The following is a 20,074-nucleotide window of genomic DNA, read 5'->3' on the forward strand; positions in this document are numbered from 1 at the left end:
CGACACTCTGGACAGCTTTGCGGATTATGGAAGAACGGCGCAACCTGTTTATGAAGATGGAAAACGACCACGCCCGTAAAGGACTTTCCACGATGGCTAAAAGTTACCATGAAAAAGCGGAAGCCATTCAGGGTCACGTAGATAAAATGAAAGAGGTTTTATTCGCTTCTCAAAAATCTGTATAGTTGTTTGCCAGATAAAAAGGCTTGACTTGAATACTGCTCTACCAATAGTCCTTCTTTCAAAACATATAAAATTGACCAAATGAAATTATTGCACCGCGTATTATTAATAGATGATGATGAGACCACCAATTTAATCAACAAACGCAACATACTGAATGCCAATGTAAGTACGCACGTTGATGCGGTTACAAGCGGCCAGGAAGCCTTAGATTATTTCCATCAGATTGAGCATATCACTTTACCGCTAGACCTTATTCTACTCGATATTCAAATGCCGGAAATGAATGGGTTTGAGTTTTTAGAAATCTATAAAAACCTAGACCCAAAATATAAAGCAAACCATATATTTGGATTGACTTCCTCAGCCAGTTTCTACGATTTGGTAAAAATAAAGACTTACGTCGATATTACCGACCACATATACAAACCCTTTACAACCATGGATTATGTAGCCTTGGTAAAAAAGTATTTTTGATTGCACGTCATTCTTTTACAACATATTATAAAGCACCAAATCATTCTGGCAAGGAGTTAAACAGCCAGGTGCTGAATGCCTCCTTTCCCGGATACACCGCTCATTGCCTTGGCTCTGTTGATTGGTCCACTGATCGAACTCCCTGTCTTGGTTCTGGTCTCTCATATCCTGTTGCAGATAAAGAGAAGGCTGGCTGTACCTGACGGTGGTGCTGGACCTGGCGGACCTGAAAGTGGTGGGCTGGGCGCTGAGTGAGACCATGGAGGCGGAAGCGACCAGTGTGGCGGCCTGGCAAATGGCGGTGAGAAACAGACCCCTGTTCCACTCCCTTTGGTTTCACTCTGACAGGGGCGTGCAGTACGCCTGCAGCGAGTTCAGAGAGCAGCTGGAAGGAGTGCCGGTGGTGCAAAGCATGAGTCGCAAGGGTAATTGTTGGGATAATGCGGTAGCCGAGAGCTTCTTTAAAACGATGAAGACTGAAATGGTTTACCACTACAAATTCGCCACCAGGCAGGAGGCGAGGCTAGCCGTTTTCGAGTACATCGAAAGCTTCTATAACCGAAAAAGGAGGCACTCGGCGCTCAGATACCTGACCCCTTGCCAGTATGAAGAATGGTTATACCAATAAAGTATGGCTGCCTAAGAAAAAGTCTCCAGTTAACTATTGCGATTCCACTTATATCCGGATACGTACGGCTACAGCCACTCAAAGAGAATGTTGCTGAAGTTTAGGCTCAGAAGCGAGCAGCCAAAGAGTTTTCCACTGGCGCGGCTGGACGAAATTTAGCGCAATAGCTCCCACTTTATAAGCTTGATGCGGATACAAGGCGAATTTGCCAAGCTAATCCCAGGAAACGGCAAGTATTTGATATACCAGAAACTGCCTAAGGCATCTCATCCTAAAGTACGGGCACTATGGCACGAAAGCAGGCTCCGTCACAGACGTTCCGCACTGTTGCAACGAAGGCTCCGCTACACAATACGGTTAAAACCTAATCCTCTGCAAGAAAAGTGTTAACTGCTGTATTAAAACGATCAGGAAACTCCCAAAGCATGAAATGCAAGCCAAAGGCTGTTACCTTTGCATGAGGTGCATTCTTCTTAAGCCAATCTTTCCCCTCTTCCGTCCAACCTAGCTTGTCGGACAGTACATGGAGCACAGGAATTTTTTCGTCTATCATCCTGGCCTCTTTTGTAAAATCAGCCATAGTGCCATCGTAATCAAGCAACAAGGCAACATGTGTTGGGGTTTTGAGCATCTCCTCTACAAACCAATTTGTTTCCGTTGCTGTCAATGGCTTGGTGAACATTGGCTCGATAAAAGCTTTAGTCGCATTCAATCGGTCATAACCCATGCCATTATAGAAAATCCTCATATCGTTGAAGGATTTAACTTGTCCCCATTCTCCATCCTGCTCTACAATCACTTTTGGAGAAGCGTCGACAAAAACGATTGCTTTTATATTGTCGATACCACAGGTGCGCAGATATGCATAGACAGCCAATGAACCCCAGGAATGGGCAACCAAAATGACGTCCTTTAGCTTCAGCGAATCCATGAACGTTTTCAGATCCGCACCATGCTGCAGGTAATTGTTGTTTTCCAAGGTTTTAGACGACTGTCCCTGCCCTCTGGGATCATAGGTGATGGCACGGTAATTTTTAGAAAAATAGGCAATCTGCTTTTGAAAGAAGTTTGTTGTACCAAAACTACCTGGAATAAAAATAATGGGCGTGCCTGACCCCGCTTCAACATAATACAGCTCTACGCCAGGGCTAACACGGACATATTGCTTTCTTTGATTCGTTTGTCCAAGGGTTGGATGAGTCTGGCAAAGGAATAAGAATAAAACAACACTTAAAAAATGGATGATGGATTTCATGAGACCTCCTTTTAAATGGCTTACAGTTACTAGGTAGCAGGAGCACGGCTCCTGCTACCTGCACTATGAGTGGAGCCGGTTTCATCTGCTTCGCCGATTGTTTCCTGGCTGTTTTGGCCTCTCCCCATGTCTCACGGCATAGTACACCTCCTGTCCGCACGGCAGAAAGCCAACCGCTGTGGGCAGTGCCTTCAGTACTTCATTCTATAGGTCATGATTTGCAGCCCTTCCTCAAAAAGGGTTGTGTCTATGAGTTGTGTTTTCACCGTCTTCTCTGTGCTGCCAAAAAGCCTGACGCCCTCACCTTGTATAAATGGGTTTAGCTTTACCTTCAACACGTCAATTTGCCCATGCTCCAAGAGCCAGCCAGCGAATTCACCGCCGCCACACAAATAGATAGCTGTTCCCTCGGCGGCTTTGAGTTCCTTTATCACCTCTACATCAGGTCTGCAGACCAGCAAGGGGCTATCGGGCTTATCAAAACGCAATGTGGTGGAAAAAATGTAGTGCCTCATGTGGGGGTAAGGCGCCTGTCCCGGCCTTAGCCCAAACCGATAGCCAAATTCATACGTCTTCCTGCCCATGATCACCGTGTCAAAGCTGAGCAGGTCATCCAGGTATTTCTGAACCCCGGTTCCCTGGGAGATGAAACCGCTGATGTCTCCCTGGGGTCCCGCGATAAAGCCATCGATAGAGGCGGCCACATAATACACGATGTCTCTCATCACCCTTCCTGCTTTACAGTTCCTTGCATTGACCCACGACGCGTTCATGCAGTAGGGGCGGGGCAGTCGCAAGCCTGCAGGATCCGCTTTATCGTGTGGAGCCATTCTTGCTTTCCGTGCTCAGACTTAATCACCTTGGCTCCCGCGTCACTCCCTTTGGTATTCTTTGCCCTGCTTCGGCCATTTTCCTGCCGATGTGCTCCATCACATCCCTGAACTCCCGCTCCGGGCTGAACTCCACCAGTTTCGTGTCTTCTTCCACGACGGCGGTGTGCCCGGCGGGCCAGTAGAACAAGTCCCCTTCGCGGGCGACCTCCTCTGATTTGTCATCGTAGATGATGCGGATGGCCCCCTTCAGGATGTAGCCCCAGTGGGGGCAATGGCAGCTGTCGTTGCTGAGCCCCTGAAGCAGGGGCCTCAGGTCGGTTCCCTTGGGGACCTGGTTGAAAGCGGCGGCCATGCCCCCAAAGCCGGCCGCGTTGCGCATCACGGTGCCGGGAGCCTCCATGGCGACGGGCAGATTTTCTTTGTTGATCTTCATAGCTGTAACTTTTTGATGGTGAAAGGATTTAGTTGCTGCTGCCTCTACCATATATACGTCACAGACCCCTTTTCTGCTTACTTCGAGGATGCGTATATTCTGGACAGGAGCGGCTTGCGGCTTCTTGGCTCTTTGCAGGTAACGTTGATTTCAGGACGAGTCAGATTTGAGCATCCGCTTCTTGTCTTGTCCCGCATAACGGCGAGTATCTGATACACCAAAAACTGCCTGAGGCATCTCATCCTAAAGTGCGGTTACTGTTGCGCACTGTTGCGCCTTGACGGCTCAACATGATGTCAAAAGCCAGGAAGGCTCTGTAGGAGTAAGGAGACGTCAGGATGACAGGAGCTCATCTTTAGCCCAGTTATGGGCAAAATCCCCCAGGAGAGGCTCCGCCGCCACCGAACGTACAGGCGTTATAGAACAAGAAAGGCTCCCCGTGTTGAGGAGCCTTTTCTTTGTAGCCTATAAGCTCTTTTATGATAACTCAATCTTAATCCGACCCTGAATTACGTATATAAGAAACTTCTTCAACTCAGTTCCTATGCCTTTCAATGGTAAAAATATGTCTACTAGTTTCATGGTTTTTGCTGTTGTATAAGCTCCTTTATATTAAGTTAAAAACGTGCAATGCATAAGCTGTAGCTTTAGTTTACGAGATAGCCTTTTGCGGCTATGACTTATGCACACTGTAAGCCACATTCTCCTTACTTATGCCCATGTTATCAAGGGAATAAATCCAAAATACATTAGATAAATTGAAGCAATTATATGCAAGCAAGACAGTACTGAGAGGGAATAATAAATTAGATTGTTGATTTTTTGCTGTCTTGATTTGTAGATTATAATACCCGAAGTCATAGCACCAATCACAAAAAGTACAGATAATACCATCAGGCTAGTAGAAATGAATGTGGGTTTGGAAAGCAGCACATCCCCATTTTCAATTCCAAAAAATTGCAGGTACAGGATTGATATTATAAATAAGCTTGTAAGAGTGGGTATCAAACTAATACGTATAACTACTTTATATTTTTCCCTGTTAATCAAGTACAAGAAGGTGAATACGGAAAAGCTTAAAAGCCCAACAATCATAAGTATTGTCCAGAGCACCAGTAACATCGCCTGACCAAAAACCTGAATACTTGAAATAGGCTTCAATACCGATGCCTCCGTATATAGTACCTTACCTGCTATCGGATCATCAGCCTCTACCAGACCTATTTTATTGGTCGTTCCTAAAGTGAATTGAGTGGGAGATATGGGATAATAAGTCGTTTTTGGTCCTGGTACTATCCATGATCTGGTTATAAAAGTCCTATGAATCTCAACCCTGTCAATGTTTATGAACATATCCTGATAAAATCGGTTTTGATTCCTTGGATTTATTGACAGATAATAACCATCCTTTATCTTTATTTGATTTTCATAATCAGGCTGTTGCTGTTTTAAAATCGACAGCATTTCTACTTCAAAATCTCGGACTAAGGCCATGATTTGTTGCATAGCCTGCGCGTTATTCGCATTCAGTAATATCACGTGACCGATGCCATGCTCTGGCAGATAGGATAGTTGCGAAAGTCCACCGTCCATAGCGCCGTCATGACCGTGATAAGTAAGGCCTTTGTAAACACTTGTAAAGTTGCCAAGGCCATAGCCTAATTCTAGCCCTGCTTGTGCCCCAGGAGTGCCTTTTGGTACCTCCATTCTATTGATAGACTCTTCTCTGAATAGAATTAGAGAATCTATTCTACCACGATTTAACAACAGCATCAGCAACTGAGCCATGTCTTTTGGTGATGAATTTAGGGCAGCAGCCGGGCGATATAGCTCATTCTTGTAATCCACGCTTTCCATTGCCCAATTATAAGTTTCACCAACCCATTTTTTATATATCTGATCATTGAAAAAGGTTGAGTGCTCCATTTTTAATGGCTTTAAAATGTTTTTATAAACATACTTCTCATAAGGCAATCCACTGACTTTCTCAACAATATAAGCTGCAACAGCGTACCCTGAATTACAATAAGACATCCTGGATCCAGGTACCCATCTTGATTTTCTAGAATGCGGATGAAATTCCAGGGCTTCTTTCAAAGCTATAGGTGGTGTTTGATTATGTACCATCTCGACTAAATGGGTCCCATCCCAGCCAGTTGTATGCTCAAGCAGATGTACTATTCGAACAGGGTGGGTTTCTTCCCATAGATTCTCGAACTCAACTCCCGGTACTATGTCCTTAATTCTGTCCTGAAGTGTTAATTGTCCATCTTCTTGAAGTTTAAGGATAGCAAGTGCTACAAACATTTTGGAAATAGAAGCCGTTCTGAAGATTGTGTTTTCTGACATTGTTTTGCCTCCACCCGATTTACCCTCACCTATTGCAACAACCCACTCAGGGTTGTCTTTACGCACTAGTACTAACCCGGCACAAAGTCCATTATAATTTTTTATAACCTTTTCAATGTCATTCTTTAATTGATTGAATCTTGAATTCTGCACTGAATCTAAAGGTGTCTTGTGATTGCTGAATCCATTGTAGGAAAGCAATAGCACAAGGAAAGCTGTGAGTGATAACTTATAAAACTGATTCAGCATAGACGTGGGTTTTGACGATTCCACATTGTGGCTAATTAAGGTATAAATGGAAGCCTATTCAGCTTAGGTGCCGAAATCTTAAGATAACCGGAACCGAACTAACTAGAAGCTATCTCATAAATAAAAATACACAACTTTCATAACAAGCAAAGAGGATGCAAAAAGCCAAAATAGCTTGTTTAGAGGCTTCCAAATATGCTTTATCTGAGTCTGAGGAATTTTTCAGATAGCTTCTAATATATTATATATTCCGGTTAATGTAAAGCAGGTCGGTAGGCGGTTCCTTCTCCCACCAAAGTACCAAAACCACTGACCCCCAAACTGGGCTACAGGGGCGGTTAATTTTATAACTGGTGTTATGTAAAGCAGGTGGATTAACTAAGCGGTTTTCTTCTACTTATTCAGGCCTTAGATTTACGCAACAGCCTGTTGCGTAATTACTCTGCGCGTCATGTTAAGCATTCCTACAAGCACTGATCAAGAACTTATAGCAGACTCCTTATTTTTGATGATGGAAGGAATACAGAACAGTACATTACCTGTAAGTGAGGTTGAGCAACTTATTGTCCATAACCGTGAGAAAGTGGCAACTACAGTCAATGCCGAAATTTCCCTGCTTTACTGGCTGGTTAGTAAACGCGTTAACGATGAAATACTAAGAAATAGCCGGGCTGAGTATGGCAAGCAAACAGTAACTGCACTTGCCCAACAGCTAACGCTGGAGTACGGTACTGGGTGGAGCCAGAAGCAGTTACTGCACTGTATCCGCTTTGCCAGTATTTTCGAAGATAAGCAGATTGTCTCCGCACTGCGGAGACAATTAACCTGGACGCACCTCAGGATGATTATTTACCTGGACGATGAGTGAAAGCGAAATTTTATATCGAGATGTGCAGGCTGGAGAAATGGAGCTCGCGAACCCTGCAGGACTGAGTAAAATTTATGCTTTACGAGCGCACAGCTATCTCTAAACAATCGGAAGTCACTATCCAGAATGACCTGCAACAGCTGAAGGAATCCAGCCAACTCACAGCTGACCTGGTTTTCCGGGACCCGTACGTCCCTGACTTCTTAGGTTTGGCAGATACCTACTCCGAGAAAGACCTGGAGGCCTCCGTGATTATACCAAACAGCCTTATAAAGCTTGACTACAACCCTGCCAGGGATGTCCTCTCTGTCACGACCCATGCAAGCTTGTGGAGGCGGGTTGTGAAAGAGCCTCCTGCTTGAAATACCTCCCTTCATCGTTTTTCAATGACAGGAATAAGGCTGCTTCTGCGTAGTACATAACAGGGACCTATTTCACAAATGCCGAGTTAGCCACATACTCGTAAGACTTCCTGACGGATTCCAGCTGTGAAGGAGAGGCACTGGTAGCAGGGTTAGGGTATTCCAGCTCTACATAATACCTTTCCAGGCCTCCGGAAGCATAACCGGCTTTGAAGATGTTTTCAAAATTCATAAATCCTGTCGAACCCAGAACGTCTCTGTCTTTGATGTGCAGGAGGGGAAAGCGCCCGGGGTACCGCCTGAAATAGGCAACTGGATCACACTGCCCCATTACCGCCCAGTACACATCCATCTCAAAAAATACCAGGCTGGGATCGGTGTTAGTCAGAAGAAAATCATAGAAAATTTCGCTTGGGTAGCTATCATGGGTGATTTCCATCTCCGGCGACCAATCCTCCCCCCGCTTTGCCCCAATCCGCTCAAACTCGGCACTATGGTTATGGTAGCCCCATCGCATATTTGCCTCCCTGGCCAGCTCCCCTGTCTGGTTGAAGACGTCACAAACCAGTTTAGCATCATCCGGCGTGTGGACCAGGGGCATAGCCGGCTGTACCATCACAGGGACGCCAAGTTCATGGTGATCAGCTATAGCCCGTTTCCAGAACTCAAGAACGGTACTGGCATTTTCCCGGGTATAGGTCTCAATCTGGATACTGCGCGCTCCTTTACCGGTTCCTCCGCCATCACCGAATTTGTAAAAGCTTTTCAGAGGGGGCTCCAGGTGCGAACTGGTAGGTTCAAGGCCGATGTCATCCAACATCTTCCGGTACTCCTTTAACGAATAACCAAGAACAGCACCTCTTTTGTCCTGCTGTTCATAGCCATAGAGTTCCACATGCGAGAAGCCGATGTGCTTCAGGGCTTTCAAGGAACCTACCATGTCCTGCTTCAACTGGCGGCGGATCGAATAGGTCTGAATACCGATTTTCTTTTGCGTAGGAGCGCCTGCGGCTCCCCAGGCATTGCTGGCCGGAAGCATTCCTGCAGCCGCAAGTGCCGTGGCGTTTTTAAGGAAAGTTCGTCTTTCGTACATATGGGAGACGGAGTAAGTGGCGGTAAAGTTAAGGTAGCAACAAATTGATTATCATGCTATAATGAAAATGGTATAGCTTATTGAACTGGCCTTCCCTTAGAAAAGAATACCCTGGCGCGCGACCACAAAAGAGGCGCAATTGTTAACAGCGCCTCCTTTGTTATTGGTTAGATGTTTCAGCTTCTTTCGGCACTGCTATCTTCGGTGTGGGGGCTTTTTTCATATCCTCTCCAAGGTAAAAGCTCAGATGAGGCGGCTGATTGTAAGCAACATTCTGCCAGGCGATACTGAGCCTGTACTGCGGATCGTGCATGAGCGTGTAAAGGCGGTGGTGTGTAGGAATGACGGTCGTATAAACGCGGAGTTCGCTGGGGCCTGCACTCAGGATGAACTCTTCCCGCCAATCGCCGAACAGGTCGGCTGTCAGGTTCGGACTTCCTCTCCCGTTGCCTCTTTCTTCGCTTGCCGTGAAAATAGTGCCGCCTTTGTATTTACTGACCTTGCCGCCGCCCATTAATTCACGGGTGAGATCGCCATCCCACCAGATTAACCAGGAGGCTGCGGGGGTAGGTCCTATTCTAGTCCCTTTCATAGAATGCAGGCCCTCAGAGCCTGACCACCACATCTCTGCGCCAGGATTGTCGGGGTCTATATTTTCTGCCACTCCTGCTCCAACATCCGTGTCAATGGCGCCTTCAAAGTGCACTTCTCCTGTACGGGCACTATAAACAGCCACTCCGGGGCCTGCATCTTTCACATATCCCGAGTCGCCTTTTGAATGGTCTTCTATTTCATGAGGGCCAAATACCTCCAGTCCGGGGCGCTCCAAATCAAGGTCACTCACGTGGAGGGCATCCCCATGGCGGAAGCCGGTAGAGAACATACCTTTTCCGTTGTCGTCCACCACCATAGCGCCATAAACAATTTCGTCCTTCCCATCGTCATCCACGTCAGCAACGGTCAGATTATGGTTCCCCTGGCCGGAGAAAGGGTTATTGCCATCTTTGGTGTCAAACACCCAGCGGGAGGTTAATTTTCCATCTCTGTAATCCCAGGCGGCGAGCACTGTCCGGCCGTAATAGCCGCGGCACATCACCACGCTCGGCAACTTGCCGTCCAGATAGGCCGCACAAGCCAGGAAACGGTCTACCCGGTTTCCGCTGTTGTCGTTCCCTCCGTTTCCGCCGGGACCGCCCCAACCATCGGTAGGATAGCGGGAAGGGATGTAGTCGGTTGTGGCAAGCGCAGCTCCGGTCTGGCCATCGAATACCGTAAAGAACTCAGGCCCGTCGAGTACTTTACCCAGGGTATTGGGCTGTTTGCTGCGGTAATCTTTCGTGGAGTCTCCAATCACCTGTCCCTTGCCATCTATAGTACCATCGGCCGTTTTCATGGCAACTTCGGCCTTACCGTCACCATCCATGTCAATCACTATAAATTGGGTATAGTGTTCGCCTTCGCGGATGTTGCGGCCCAGGTCAATGGTCCACAGCAGTGTTCCATCGAACTTGTAGGCTTGTATAATGGGTTTGTCGGTATACCCATTGAAGGAGTTGTCAAGTCCTTTGCCCACCTGGTGGAGCACAAGCTCGTACTGGCCATCACCATCCAGGTCTCCGGCTGAAGCGTCGTGCGGCCGGTAACCCGCAGGCGTCTTTAGCGGAATGGACAGGTATTGGGCTACCGGCGCGTTGGCGGGGATGATAAAAGGTTTACTACCGGTCGTTTCTTTGCCTTTCATGAGGGCTTTCACGGTGTAGGCGGTGTTTTGCGTCAGGTCCGCCTTAGTGTCAGTAAAGTTCGTGCCGCCGGTGATGGGATGCGGGTTAAGCTTTACAGGTTTCCCTGAGCCTGTCGTGCGGTAGAGGTTGAAAGGAAGGTTTTCTGGTTCGGTTGCTAACACACGCCAGCTGATGAAAACAGCATTAGGCTTGTGCCGGACGGCTACCACCCCACGGTCCAGGTTCTCCATGACACGCTGACCGGAAGCAGAGACGGCTAAGCAAAAAAAGAACAGGGATAGAATCAGATTTTTCATACGCTATGCTTAGAAATGAAGGTGTTGACGCAGCTCCGAAAATTGTGTCTACGTTGTGGGCTGTAGTCCGGGGGCAGCTACCGGCAACAAGGGGCTTCTCCGGTGCAGGGCACAGTCCCCAAGCTGGCCTTGGTGTTTCGTCAGACCTTGCGCAACTTCATGAAGAAACCTGGTGAGTTGCAGGACAAAACAGGCGGATCATATAGTAAGCCGGCTGATAAGAACCCCTGATACTTATAACCGGCTTTTATGAAAGGTTGTTACCTTAATTTATTTTCTTCCCGTTAACGGTTACATTCTTCAGTTTAAAGTTTTCTATAATAGAGGTATCTACCTGGAGGAAATTCTCCGCTGTTACCTCAATGTTTTCAAATCTGAAGTCCGACAAGATAGCTTTGTAGCCTGGCGTATCAGACTTCTTGTCTGCAATGCCCACGTTGAAGAAGTTTTCGCAATCCAGCTTTATGTTGCGCATGGTGATGTGGTGGGCGGTAGATGTCCCGGACACCTGCTCCCCTTTGAGGTCGAAGAACTGTGTCCAGGGGCGTATGTAGATGAAGTTGCCTATGTCATGGCCTTCAATGTCTTCTACCAGCACATATCCGTAATTCTGAGGCGTGTCCGGGCGCATTTTGAGCCACAGCAAACGTTCTGCGTGGTTTATCTTAATCCGCCGCAAAATGATGTTGCGGTTATGGATGGACTCGCTTCCGAAGGTTAAGGCGCCGTGGCAGTATCCGTACGTGCAGTCTTCAATGATGATGTTTTGGTTGCCCCCGTTATTAGGGTCTTTGTCAGCACGCGGCCCTTTACCGCCTTTCAGTGCGACGGCATCGTCATTGACCGACATGTAGCAGTTTTTGATGAGTACATTTTTACAGGCGTCAATGTCCACTGCATCGGAACTTGGGGCTTTGACTGGCTCTTTGGGAGAGTATATGTACAGGTCGAGCAGCTTTACGTTTTCGCATTTGTAAAGGTGGGTCGTCCAGAAAGGTGAGTTCATCAGTTTCACACCTGAGAGCTGGACGTTCCTGCTGTTGGAGATGTACACCAGCCTTGGCCTCATTTCATCCATATTGGTGGTGTTGGGATTGAACTCACGCCTTAGCCAGAACGATTTCCAGTAGCGCAATCCGTTGCCGTCGATGGTTCCCTTACCTGAAATAGTAAAACCGTCCAGGCCATCGGCATTCACCAAAGCAGCAAAGTATTTCAGGGTCTGCCCCTCCATACGGGTCATCACCAGGGGGAAATTGCTGATGTCATCACTGCCCTTTAGCCTGGCGCCTTCTTCCAGATGCAGGTGCGTGCCCTTCCTGAAAAACAGCGAGCCACTCAGGAATGTCCCTTTGGGGATAATGACAACGCCGCCGCCGTTTTCATGGGCTTTGTCTATAACCGCCTGTAAGAGCGTTGTCTGTATGAGAGTGCTGTCGCTTGAGAGGTTATAGTCTGTGATACGGTACTGCTTCCCCAGTTTGGTGATATCAGTGGGTTTGTTTTGCCGGAACCAGTCTGGTATCGGCGTTCCATCCGGAAACACTTCCTTTGCATAGGAGGTAAGATGAAGCGTTATGAAAAGGAAGAGCAGCAATGCAAGCCTGGTTTTTTGTGTCATCATCGAATTTCTATTTTTCTGAATTGAAACAGGTTGGAGAAAGCACCGAAATCCACTATCATCTGTCAATTGGACAAATTAAAAAAATCAGGCGATATTTGATATAGATTTTTCTGGTAGTACTGCTCCGTATGGAGGAAGCCCGAAAAAAACGCTACCTGGGAAAAAGCAGGAGAGCCTAAAGCCCCTGGCGATGTTCCAATCCTGTCGCTATGTGACCAGCCCTGTTTTTGTCGTGGGATAGAGCAGAGGAATTCCAAACCTGTAATCCGGCGTGAAAGCAAAAAGGAATGTGCTCAGTAACAAACACAGTCCCTTTCACTACTCCTCTGGCTTGGCGTTTACTTTCGGCTATGCCCTCCTGAGAAAGTGTACCATTTTCTTTTCTGACCTTTTGTATCAAGCCTGAAAAGCACACCAGCCAGGCAGACGAAGGTGTAAGGGAGACCAACTGCCATTGCCCCTGTAAGGAAAGGAGGCCACAGCAGAAAACACTGCCTGGCTACAAGCTCTACCTGAAGCAGCTCCCATGCTCCACGAGAACTTCTTCCCCGACGACAACCAACAAATGCAGCCGATGCTGCGAAAGCCGGGCCCATGCTGATGTAACTGATGCGGCGTAAGTTGGGCAGAGCAAGAGACAGTAGTTTACATCACAGCGCTAATTTGGAAAGACTTTCTTACTGGGACTACAACTTTCGAGGTATTCCGTAGGTAAAAAGCGGAGCTGTAACGGATAATACTCCTCATATTCATTATTTAAGTATAGGCATGGATACATTGGTAAAAAAGTTCCTGGAAAAGGTGGCGTCAAGAGACCCGCATGAACCGGAGTTTCTGCAATCTGTACAGGAAGTGGCGGAGACAATAATTCCTTTTATAGAAGAGAACCCGAAGTATAAGAAGGCCAGGATTCTGGAACGCATGGTAGAGCCTGAACGTGTCCTTATGTTTAGGGTGCCCTGGCTAAACGATCAGAACGAAGTGGAGGTAAACCGTGGCTTCCGGGTACAGATGAACAGCGCCATCGGCCCCTATAAGGGGGGGCTTCGTTTTCACCCCTCTGTGAATCTGAGCATCCTAAAATTTCTGGCATTTGAGCAGGTTTTTAAAAACAGCCTTACTGGCCTGCCTATGGGCGGCGGCAAGGGGGGATCAGATTTCGACCCTAAAGGAAAATCAGACAGCGAAATCATGAAGTTCTGTCAGAGCTTTATGACAGAGCTGTACCGCCATGTAGGGGCTGATATAGATGTCCCGGCGGGTGACATAGGAGTTGGCGGAAGAGAGGTGGGGTATCTGTTTGGCCAGTACAAGCGCATAAAGGGCCAGTTCACCGGAGTGCTTACTGGCAAAGGAACCAGTTGGGGCGGAAGTGTTATACGTCCGGAGGCCACAGGGTATGGGGTGGTATACTTTGCGGAGAGTATGCTGGGAACACGTGGAGAATCGCTGGAAGGAAAAACCGTGCTTGTTTCCGGCTCAGGAAACGTTGCGCAGTACACTGTAGAAAGATGTATACAGGCAGGCGCTAAAGTAGTAACTATGTCCGATTCCAGTGGGTTTATCTATGAGCCGCAAGGTATCGATGCTGATCGGCTGGCGTTTGTGATGGAACTGAAGAATGAAAAACGAGGGCGGATCAGCGAATATGCTGAAAAGTTTGGATGTGAGTTTTTTGAGGGGGAGCGGCCGTGGAAAATAAAATGCGATATCGCTTTTCCAAACGCTACACAGAATGAACTGGACGAGGAGGACGCCCGAGCACTTGTTGGGAATGGCTGTATTTGCGTTGCGGAAGGGGCCAATATGCCAAGTACACCGGAGGCAATTCATGTCTTTACAGAGGCTAAAATTCTATATGCGCCTGGTAAAGCCTCTAACGCAGGTGGGGTGGCAGTGTCCGGACTGGAGATGTCCCAAAACTCGCTGCGTATCTCTTGGAGCCGGGAAGAGGTAAACAGCAAACTCTGGCAAATCATGAAGGAAATCCATGGCATATGTGTAAAGTACGGCGCAGAAGAAGACGGTTATATCAACTATGAAAAAGGGGCTAATATCGGAGGCTTTGTTAAAGTAGCCGAGGCTATGCTGGCTCAGGGAGTAGTTTAGAAAAGGACAAAGGCGAGCGTAGTTATATCAGAAACGAAACAAACTTTATAGAGTCTTTATACGTGCCTCCGGTGTTTTGAAGACAGCAAAAGCCACATAATGCATCAGTGGTCACTGGAGTTCAAATTTTTTTCTTGTTCTGTTCTTCTCTGAATATTACAAGCCAATAATAACCCCTCCCCGGCAGGCTTTGCACCCACCGTTCAGCACTCCGCCAAATGCTGCTCATTCGTCGGAGAGCTTCCCATGTGCTGGTCACCGTTCCGCCAGCCTCATCATTGGCTGCTCTTCATTCTTCTGCTGCCGGAACAGTGGCTTCCCCTCCCGCGCAAAGCAGGCGCCACCTTCAAACCTGGGAGTTTATTATCACTTATGCTCTAGTCTGGGTAAAATCATGGTTTAAATACAAAAGGGGTAAAGAAATCAGGAGGTTAATTAACTCCATTACCCAAATTAGCCTGTTCAGAAGATGGATTGTCATGCCCTCTGTCATATTCATTATATGCAGCATAGTCCCCTGGCCCCATCAGCTCGCGCACATAGGGCTGTAGTCCCGGTGAGCGCTTTATACCTCATGAATCTGGAGAAGCCAGGCTCGTGAAGGCTCACTTCGATACTTTGGGCAAACATTTTTTTGGCAATTGCCGGATGCTGGTCCTCCGGCCACTCCTCCTAATCCGGCTTACTGGGTGGTATTTTCTTAATCTACTCGTCGTAACTGACGATGGCGCTTCCATAGCTGTACATCAAGCCATGAAGCAGGGCGCCACTTGCGAGGCCGGCCTGATGGCAAGGTGTGCCACCTGCTGGAGGTTGCGGTGCTCCAGCGGGTGTTCAACTTCTGTCTTGTGACAGAAAGTAATATAATAAACTGATAATGAAGTTCATGAACCTATCGATGAGGCTTAACAGCGCGCCGTAATGGTAAATTGCAAAGACATTATAGTAAATATATATAGTAATTATAGTATATTTTGCAGCGGAGTATTCGTAGAGATGGCAGCAGATCCATTGCCTTTGTGAAAAACGTGCCGGGTGCTGCGGCAGGTTAACAGGCTGCAGTTCCATGTTTGGCTTTAAGGGGCGCCCTTGGGAGGCATTCTGGGAAAGCGGGGCCGTCAGGAGCGCCTACTATAGTACTTCACACTTCAAAAGAGGAGAAAACCATGAGATTCATTCCAACCCGCTTTCACGGGATATTAGATTATGTGGTGGGCTTGTTGCTGTTGGCGTCGCCCTGGCTGCTGGGCTTCAGCGAAATAGAGGCCGCCACCTGGGCAGCAATCATAGCAGGTGCCGTGGTGCTGCTGCAGGCAGTTGTGACAGACTTTGAGGCTGGTATCCTGCACAAGGTGCCGATGGGCATGCACCTGCTGGTGGACCTGGTGCTAGGCACTGCGCTGGCGGCTTCCCCATGGCTGCTCAGTTTTGACGGAAGGACATACCTGCCGCATCTGATTCTCGGCCTGTACCTGCTGCTGGCTTCGCTTGCGACACATCGCAGGCCCAGTCGCCCTTACCAAAGAGGTTATGTCCGTCCCGGGCATGTGCGATGAGGTGCAAATAAGCTCTTTTACGGGCAGGGCAGGCACTGTGGAAGGTATGCGTACAGGAAAGGCGCTTCCTCAGGATTATTCCATAGATAGACCGCCTCCTGTTGTTCTGGTTCACAACTACCGGAGGCACTTGATGCTGTGGACCTTCATCAGGCCGCGGATAGTGCGCTTTCCTAAGTGCACGAGGGAGCTAAAGTCATACGAGATGCGCAGCACCCCGCTGGCGCTTTCGCCCGCTATCTCGAACTCCACCCGGGAGGCCGGTATGGTGTTGCTGTTTTAGTATAAAAGGTAAACACACAGGTAAACAAATCCTTGCTACGGCTTACAAGGCAGGGAGCCTAAATTATTCAATTTAGATTTCAATAATGTACCTTTGTGCCCTACTTTTGCAGCAGTAGCGCGTAACTTCAATTGTATTTGTTTACCTGAGTCAGAGGCAAAAAAGAGCGTAAATTATTGATTAATAACCAATTGCATTGATAGTTATTAAATACCGTAATAATTCAAGCTCCCAAGAACGAAACCTGATCTCTGCAAATGGGTACTTTAAAGGAGAAGCCATTAATATAATACAGGACCGGAGGGAATAAATGGAATACTAGCAGTCTGATGGCATATTGCAGACCTTGTGATTTGCGAAGGTAATAGGCTCTTCGGTGCTACCTATAACAGGAGATTGATGAATTTTAGTTATATACTAAGGCACACTAAAATTTATAATTTACTAATAATGAGGATTTCATATTAAAATTATGATTCCAAACGGGATCCCATCAAGCATAAAGCCAGATAACAAAATGTTGTCTGGCTTTCTTGTTCCCCCCCCTTTTTTGCTACTTTTAGTGTACATCAGACAACAGCTTTTTATGCTGCTTTATAGAATCTCGAGTTACACTTTGAGTGAGAAATAAGTTACACTATGATTTCTGTTAGATACTATCTACACAGTAAGGCCAATCGTAAGTGAGAGCACCCATTGTAAGTGAGTGTGTACTTGGATGGGGTGGCTCGCCTGCAGCAGGCAGTGGGGGAGAGCCTTTCGCCGAAGCAGTGGAACCAGGCAGGCCAGAAGGTAAAACACAAGCACGATTCCTTCAAAGAGATGAACACCCGGCTCGACAACCTAAAGACAAAGGCTGGATTATGCTTATGCGACACTGGCTGAGTACCTGGCCAATGACCCTAAAACCGCCGGGCAGCAGTATGCCCATAGACTTTATGACTTGCGCAGGTTAAGGAATGCCCTGATGCAGGGGGGAGGGTGGCACCAGTTATAGGTCCTCCCCGCCAAGCTGCAGCTGTCAGAACAGTGGCTTCCCCTCCCGCGCGAATCAAGCGCCACCACAGCTGAAGCGGGTGAAACAGGGATAGCGGAAGATAACCCATCGCAAAACCATACGCCGTTGCTGCGTAAATTGAATCGCTACAAAAGGGAATAAAGGCATTAAGGCAAGGAAACGGTACTTCTGGTTCTTTGTGCTAAACATCATCTCTGATGAACGAAGAGGGTAGGGCTGCACGGCAACCGGAGGTAGTTTCCAAACATGGCGTCAATTGTTGCAGGACTTCACCTTTGACCCGTCCCCCGCCTAAAGTATATCGCGGCAGTGACGCGCCCTAGTGCCGGAGATTTTTCCCAACAAGGAGTTTGTCCCCGGAGTCGTCCACTTCAAACAGCTGTGGAATCCGGATGTACCGTCCCTTTGCGTCCTCCCGATGGCTGTGCACCGCCATCAGCAGTTTGCCCTGAAAGGTGCGAAACATCATGCCGTGTCCGTAGTCGGGCGGTGTAATTGGCTCCTTTTCGTGTATCCAGGGTCCATCCAGGGTGCCGCTTTCGGAATTGGCCACGCCCTGCGTATAGATGTTGTGAACCCAGCTCGTCCAAAGCATGCCTAACTTACCGGTTTGGGTGTAAAACAGCCAGGGGCCGTCGGTTACTTTATTGGGAACGACATTGCCCGCTTCGTCACGCTCTTTGCTCCAGGGCGAATCGCTGGCACGGAAAAGAAGTTTGCCTTCGCCTACCGAACCGCTTAAGTCCGGTTTCAGTTCTATTTTTTCGATGGTGCCGTTCCAATTCTGCAGCCATTCATAACAGTACACCATGTAAGGCTTCCCGTCTTTATCGACCCAAAAGGTGCCGTCCAGGGTAGGCTTGTCTGCCGGCAGGTACACCGGGTCCTGCATGGGCACATACGGCCCTTCGGGTTTGTCGCTGACCAGGATGTGGCTGGCACGGCGTTCGATGGCATTCCCCCGCACCGTATCTATTTTCACGTCCCGGTTGGTGAAGGTGGCGAAATAGTAATATTTGCCTTTGTACGCATGCAACTCAGCCGCCCAAATCATCGGGTTCCTCCCCATCCACGAGTCAGGATCTGTTTTAACGACTTTATAGGGGCCGGTCCACTTTTTCAGGTCTTTGCTTTTCCATAGCATACCTCCCGTTCCGGTCATGTAATACATAGAAGTTCTTTGGTCAGCAAGGATAAAAGGGTCGCTAAGGCGGATGGAATCCAGGGGCACATCCTTTCTTACTACCGGCTCCCTGTTCTGTGGGAAAGCCGGGGTCAGGTTTAAAAGGATGAATGCCAGCAGAAAGAAGGCTCTTTTATAGTTCATTGTTTTGCAGTTGGTCTTTCGGTTAAAATTTTACGCAGTGTTTCTATCTCAATATCGGGCTTTTTCTTCAAATAGTGACTCCAAATGCTTACCTCTTCCCAAAGATTCACACAGCGTTAAATCAGAAAACCGGCTCAGGCAGGAGCATAGCTTACGGCTGTTCTTTCTCAAGCAGCCGGACTTCTGATAGAAGCGTTGCCTGCAGTAGAAAACAGGTGAATTAACATCGTTAACTACATTGCCCTAACGAGAAACAATTCCTACACCCTCCAGGAGGGAGTAAGGGTTATAGTACTTTCGCGGGAGAAGGAACCGCCTGCCAAACTGCTTTATATTGACCGTGATATATAGTATATTCGTTAGTCCGGTTACGGTTATCTGTCAATTTCGACAGATAAGCCGAATAACTCCGTATATACTATAGTTGTACGTCATGGTAATTATGAAAGAGTAAATACCTACAATTGAAATAGTCTCTGTTGGTGCAAGCAGACTGAAGCTGAACCAAAGCAACTTTGAAATAGCCCTTATTGAAGAAAACAAGCTTGAAAGCCACCGTGGACTTTTTTATGATTGGCTGATTGAGCAGGAAGGCGTAATTGTTCATCTTGGCAATCCAGACTTCAAAGAAGATAAAAATGGTGGGTTCTTCGCAGGTGAATTGATTGATTGGAGCTTCGAGTCAACTACCATTGAACTAAGCTTTGATAAAGGAGAAACAGGAGCCAACCAGATTTCAGGCTTCAGATTCTTGACTGAATATCAAATTGAAGTGGCGCTAATACTTGAAGAAGCAATTAGTGCTTCACCCGAACACAAAGCCTACTTTCTTACAGATATCCAGTTCGGAGCAGACGAAGGGGAAATAGCAGAGAAGAGTCTTAGCGACTTCTGGACTCTGCATGATACAGAAGGCTTAAAATGGAATACTCTTTATAAACTGAAAAAGTAAAAACCACGAGCGTACAACAATGTGTAGCAGGAAGGCTTGCTGACGCTTCGCCTCTGCTACACGAGTAACGTTGGCAGCTATTAAACAATTGCTATCAAACAATACTGTTCATCACTTGTTCATGTGGCCTTATCTTTTATAATTTTGACTAAATTTCTGATTGCACTTATTTTTTTTACCGGATTGACCTTTACCAAAAGCCAAGGGCAATCCAGACGTATTATTTCTCCAGTCGATCAATTGGCGGGGTTAGCTAAGGTGTGGGGATACCTGAAGTACTACCATCCACAAGTAGGGAAAGGAGCGGTGGTGAGCTCCTCCCATTTTTAGGACATGTGAAAAGTAGAGAATTCGGGTTCTACTATATTACATTCCACCCACTCTTCCGGCGTCTTGTCGCCCAATGAGCTATGGGGCCGGAATTGGTTATACTCCTG

Annotated in this window: 19 protein-coding genes; 10 read left to right on the plus strand and 9 right to left on the minus strand. The window is 47.5% G+C overall.

The genetic code is table 11. The features are described from left to right. The 3 genes from ACFS7Z_RS25970 to ACFS7Z_RS25980 all read left to right on the plus strand — a co-directional run. A partial coding sequence (locus ACFS7Z_RS25970) for a hypothetical protein (protein ID WP_377487225.1) occupies positions 1 to 185 on the plus strand: 185 nt, incomplete at its 5' end. 79 nt (positions 186 to 264) lie between these two features. Next, the gene (locus ACFS7Z_RS25975; protein ID WP_377491937.1) at positions 265 to 660 is read left to right on the plus strand and encodes a response regulator; all 396 of its coding nucleotides are present in this window, start codon (positions 265 to 267) and stop codon (positions 658 to 660) included. 208 nt (positions 661 to 868) lie between these two features. Continuing rightward, a complete protein-coding gene (locus ACFS7Z_RS25980; RefSeq protein WP_377491940.1) occupies positions 869 to 1,288 on the plus strand; it encodes an IS3 family transposase in 420 nt (139 codons plus the stop codon). Positions 1,289 to 1,652: 364 nt separating this feature from the next. Here the strand turns inward: ACFS7Z_RS25980 and ACFS7Z_RS25985 are convergent, their stop codons facing one another. From ACFS7Z_RS25985 to ACFS7Z_RS26000, 4 genes are all read right to left on the minus strand, one after another. Then, the gene (locus ACFS7Z_RS25985) at positions 1,653 to 2,543 is read right to left on the minus strand and encodes an alpha/beta fold hydrolase (protein ID WP_377491942.1); all 891 of its coding nucleotides are present in this window, start codon (positions 2,541 to 2,543) and stop codon (positions 1,653 to 1,655) included. A 191-nt stretch (positions 2,544 to 2,734) separates the two neighbouring features. Then, positions 2,735 to 3,373, minus strand: coding sequence for a dihydrofolate reductase family protein (locus ACFS7Z_RS25990; protein ID WP_377491945.1), 639 nt, complete (start codon positions 3,371 to 3,373; stop codon positions 2,735 to 2,737). 25 nt (positions 3,374 to 3,398) lie between these two features. Continuing rightward, positions 3,399 to 3,860, minus strand: a complete 462-nt coding sequence (locus ACFS7Z_RS25995; protein ID WP_377491948.1) for a hypothetical protein — start codon at positions 3,858 to 3,860, stop codon at positions 3,399 to 3,401. 660 nt (positions 3,861 to 4,520) lie between these two features. After that, positions 4,521 to 6,407, minus strand: coding sequence for a serine hydrolase domain-containing protein (locus tag ACFS7Z_RS26000; RefSeq protein ID WP_377491951.1), 1,887 nt, complete (start codon positions 6,405 to 6,407; stop codon positions 4,521 to 4,523). Between the two features lie 508 nt (positions 6,408 to 6,915). On the opposite strand from ACFS7Z_RS26000, the gene ACFS7Z_RS26005 reads away from it, so the two are divergent. Together ACFS7Z_RS26005 and ACFS7Z_RS26010 are read left to right on the plus strand one after the other, a co-directional pair. After that, the gene (locus ACFS7Z_RS26005) at positions 6,916 to 7,275 is read left to right on the plus strand and encodes a DUF1016 N-terminal domain-containing protein (RefSeq protein ID WP_377491954.1); all 360 of its coding nucleotides are present in this window, start codon (positions 6,916 to 6,918) and stop codon (positions 7,273 to 7,275) included. A 74-nt stretch (positions 7,276 to 7,349) separates the two neighbouring features. Continuing rightward, complete coding sequence (locus ACFS7Z_RS26010; RefSeq protein ID WP_377491958.1) at positions 7,350 to 7,637, plus strand: hypothetical protein; 288 nt, start codon at positions 7,350 to 7,352, stop codon at positions 7,635 to 7,637. A gap of 67 nt (positions 7,638 to 7,704) precedes the next feature. Here ACFS7Z_RS26010 and ACFS7Z_RS26015 read toward each other — a convergent pair whose 3' ends face one another. From ACFS7Z_RS26015 to ACFS7Z_RS26025, 3 genes are all read right to left on the minus strand, one after another. Continuing rightward, positions 7,705 to 8,730, minus strand: coding sequence for a sugar phosphate isomerase/epimerase family protein (locus tag ACFS7Z_RS26015; protein WP_377491961.1), 1,026 nt, complete (start codon positions 8,728 to 8,730; stop codon positions 7,705 to 7,707). A gap of 160 nt (positions 8,731 to 8,890) precedes the next feature. Then, complete coding sequence (locus ACFS7Z_RS26020; protein WP_377491964.1) at positions 8,891 to 10,768, minus strand: rhamnogalacturonan lyase; 1,878 nt, start codon at positions 10,766 to 10,768, stop codon at positions 8,891 to 8,893. 265 nt (positions 10,769 to 11,033) lie between these two features. Further along, entirely contained in the window at positions 11,034 to 12,392 is a 1,359-nt protein-coding gene (locus ACFS7Z_RS26025; protein WP_377491967.1) for a rhamnogalacturonidase, read from the minus strand. Positions 12,393 to 13,160: 768 nt separating this feature from the next. Here ACFS7Z_RS26025 and gdhA point away from each other — a divergent pair. From gdhA to ACFS7Z_RS26045, 4 genes are all read left to right on the plus strand, one after another. After that, the gene (gene gdhA / locus ACFS7Z_RS26030) at positions 13,161 to 14,501 is read left to right on the plus strand and encodes an NADP-specific glutamate dehydrogenase (RefSeq protein WP_377491970.1); all 1,341 of its coding nucleotides are present in this window, start codon (positions 13,161 to 13,163) and stop codon (positions 14,499 to 14,501) included. 1,166 nt (positions 14,502 to 15,667) lie between these two features. Continuing rightward, positions 15,668 to 16,057 (plus strand): SPW repeat domain-containing protein, encoded by a 390-nt coding sequence (locus tag ACFS7Z_RS26035; RefSeq protein ID WP_377491973.1) that lies wholly within the window; start codon positions 15,668 to 15,670, stop codon positions 16,055 to 16,057. A gap of 46 nt (positions 16,058 to 16,103) precedes the next feature. Then, complete coding sequence (locus ACFS7Z_RS26040) at positions 16,104 to 16,340, plus strand: hypothetical protein (protein WP_377491976.1); 237 nt, start codon at positions 16,104 to 16,106, stop codon at positions 16,338 to 16,340. 702 nt (positions 16,341 to 17,042) lie between these two features. Continuing rightward, positions 17,043 to 17,225, plus strand: coding sequence for a hypothetical protein (locus ACFS7Z_RS26045; protein ID WP_377491979.1), 183 nt, complete (start codon positions 17,043 to 17,045; stop codon positions 17,223 to 17,225). A 452-nt stretch (positions 17,226 to 17,677) separates the two neighbouring features. On the opposite strand, the gene ACFS7Z_RS26050 is transcribed toward ACFS7Z_RS26045, so the two are convergent. Beyond that, on the minus strand, positions 17,678 to 18,685 hold the full coding sequence (locus ACFS7Z_RS26050) for a glycoside hydrolase family 43 protein (RefSeq protein WP_377491982.1): 1,008 nt from the start codon (positions 18,683 to 18,685) through the stop codon (positions 17,678 to 17,680). A gap of 661 nt (positions 18,686 to 19,346) precedes the next feature. Between ACFS7Z_RS26050 and ACFS7Z_RS26055 the strand changes: the two genes are divergently transcribed. Continuing rightward, positions 19,347 to 19,637: a hypothetical protein gene (locus ACFS7Z_RS26055; protein ID WP_377491985.1), complete on the plus strand. Its 291-nt coding sequence runs from the start codon at positions 19,347 to 19,349 to the stop codon at positions 19,635 to 19,637. A 326-nt stretch (positions 19,638 to 19,963) separates the two neighbouring features. On the opposite strand, the gene ACFS7Z_RS26060 is transcribed toward ACFS7Z_RS26055, so the two are convergent. Next, positions 19,964 to 20,074 (minus strand): integrase core domain-containing protein (locus ACFS7Z_RS26060; RefSeq protein WP_377484770.1); only part of this gene is annotated, 111 nt, incomplete at its 5' end.

It is taken from the genome of Pontibacter toksunensis (assembly GCF_042686245.1).
GTDB classification, from domain to species: Bacteria; Bacteroidota; Bacteroidia; order Cytophagales; family Hymenobacteraceae; genus Pontibacter; species Pontibacter toksunensis.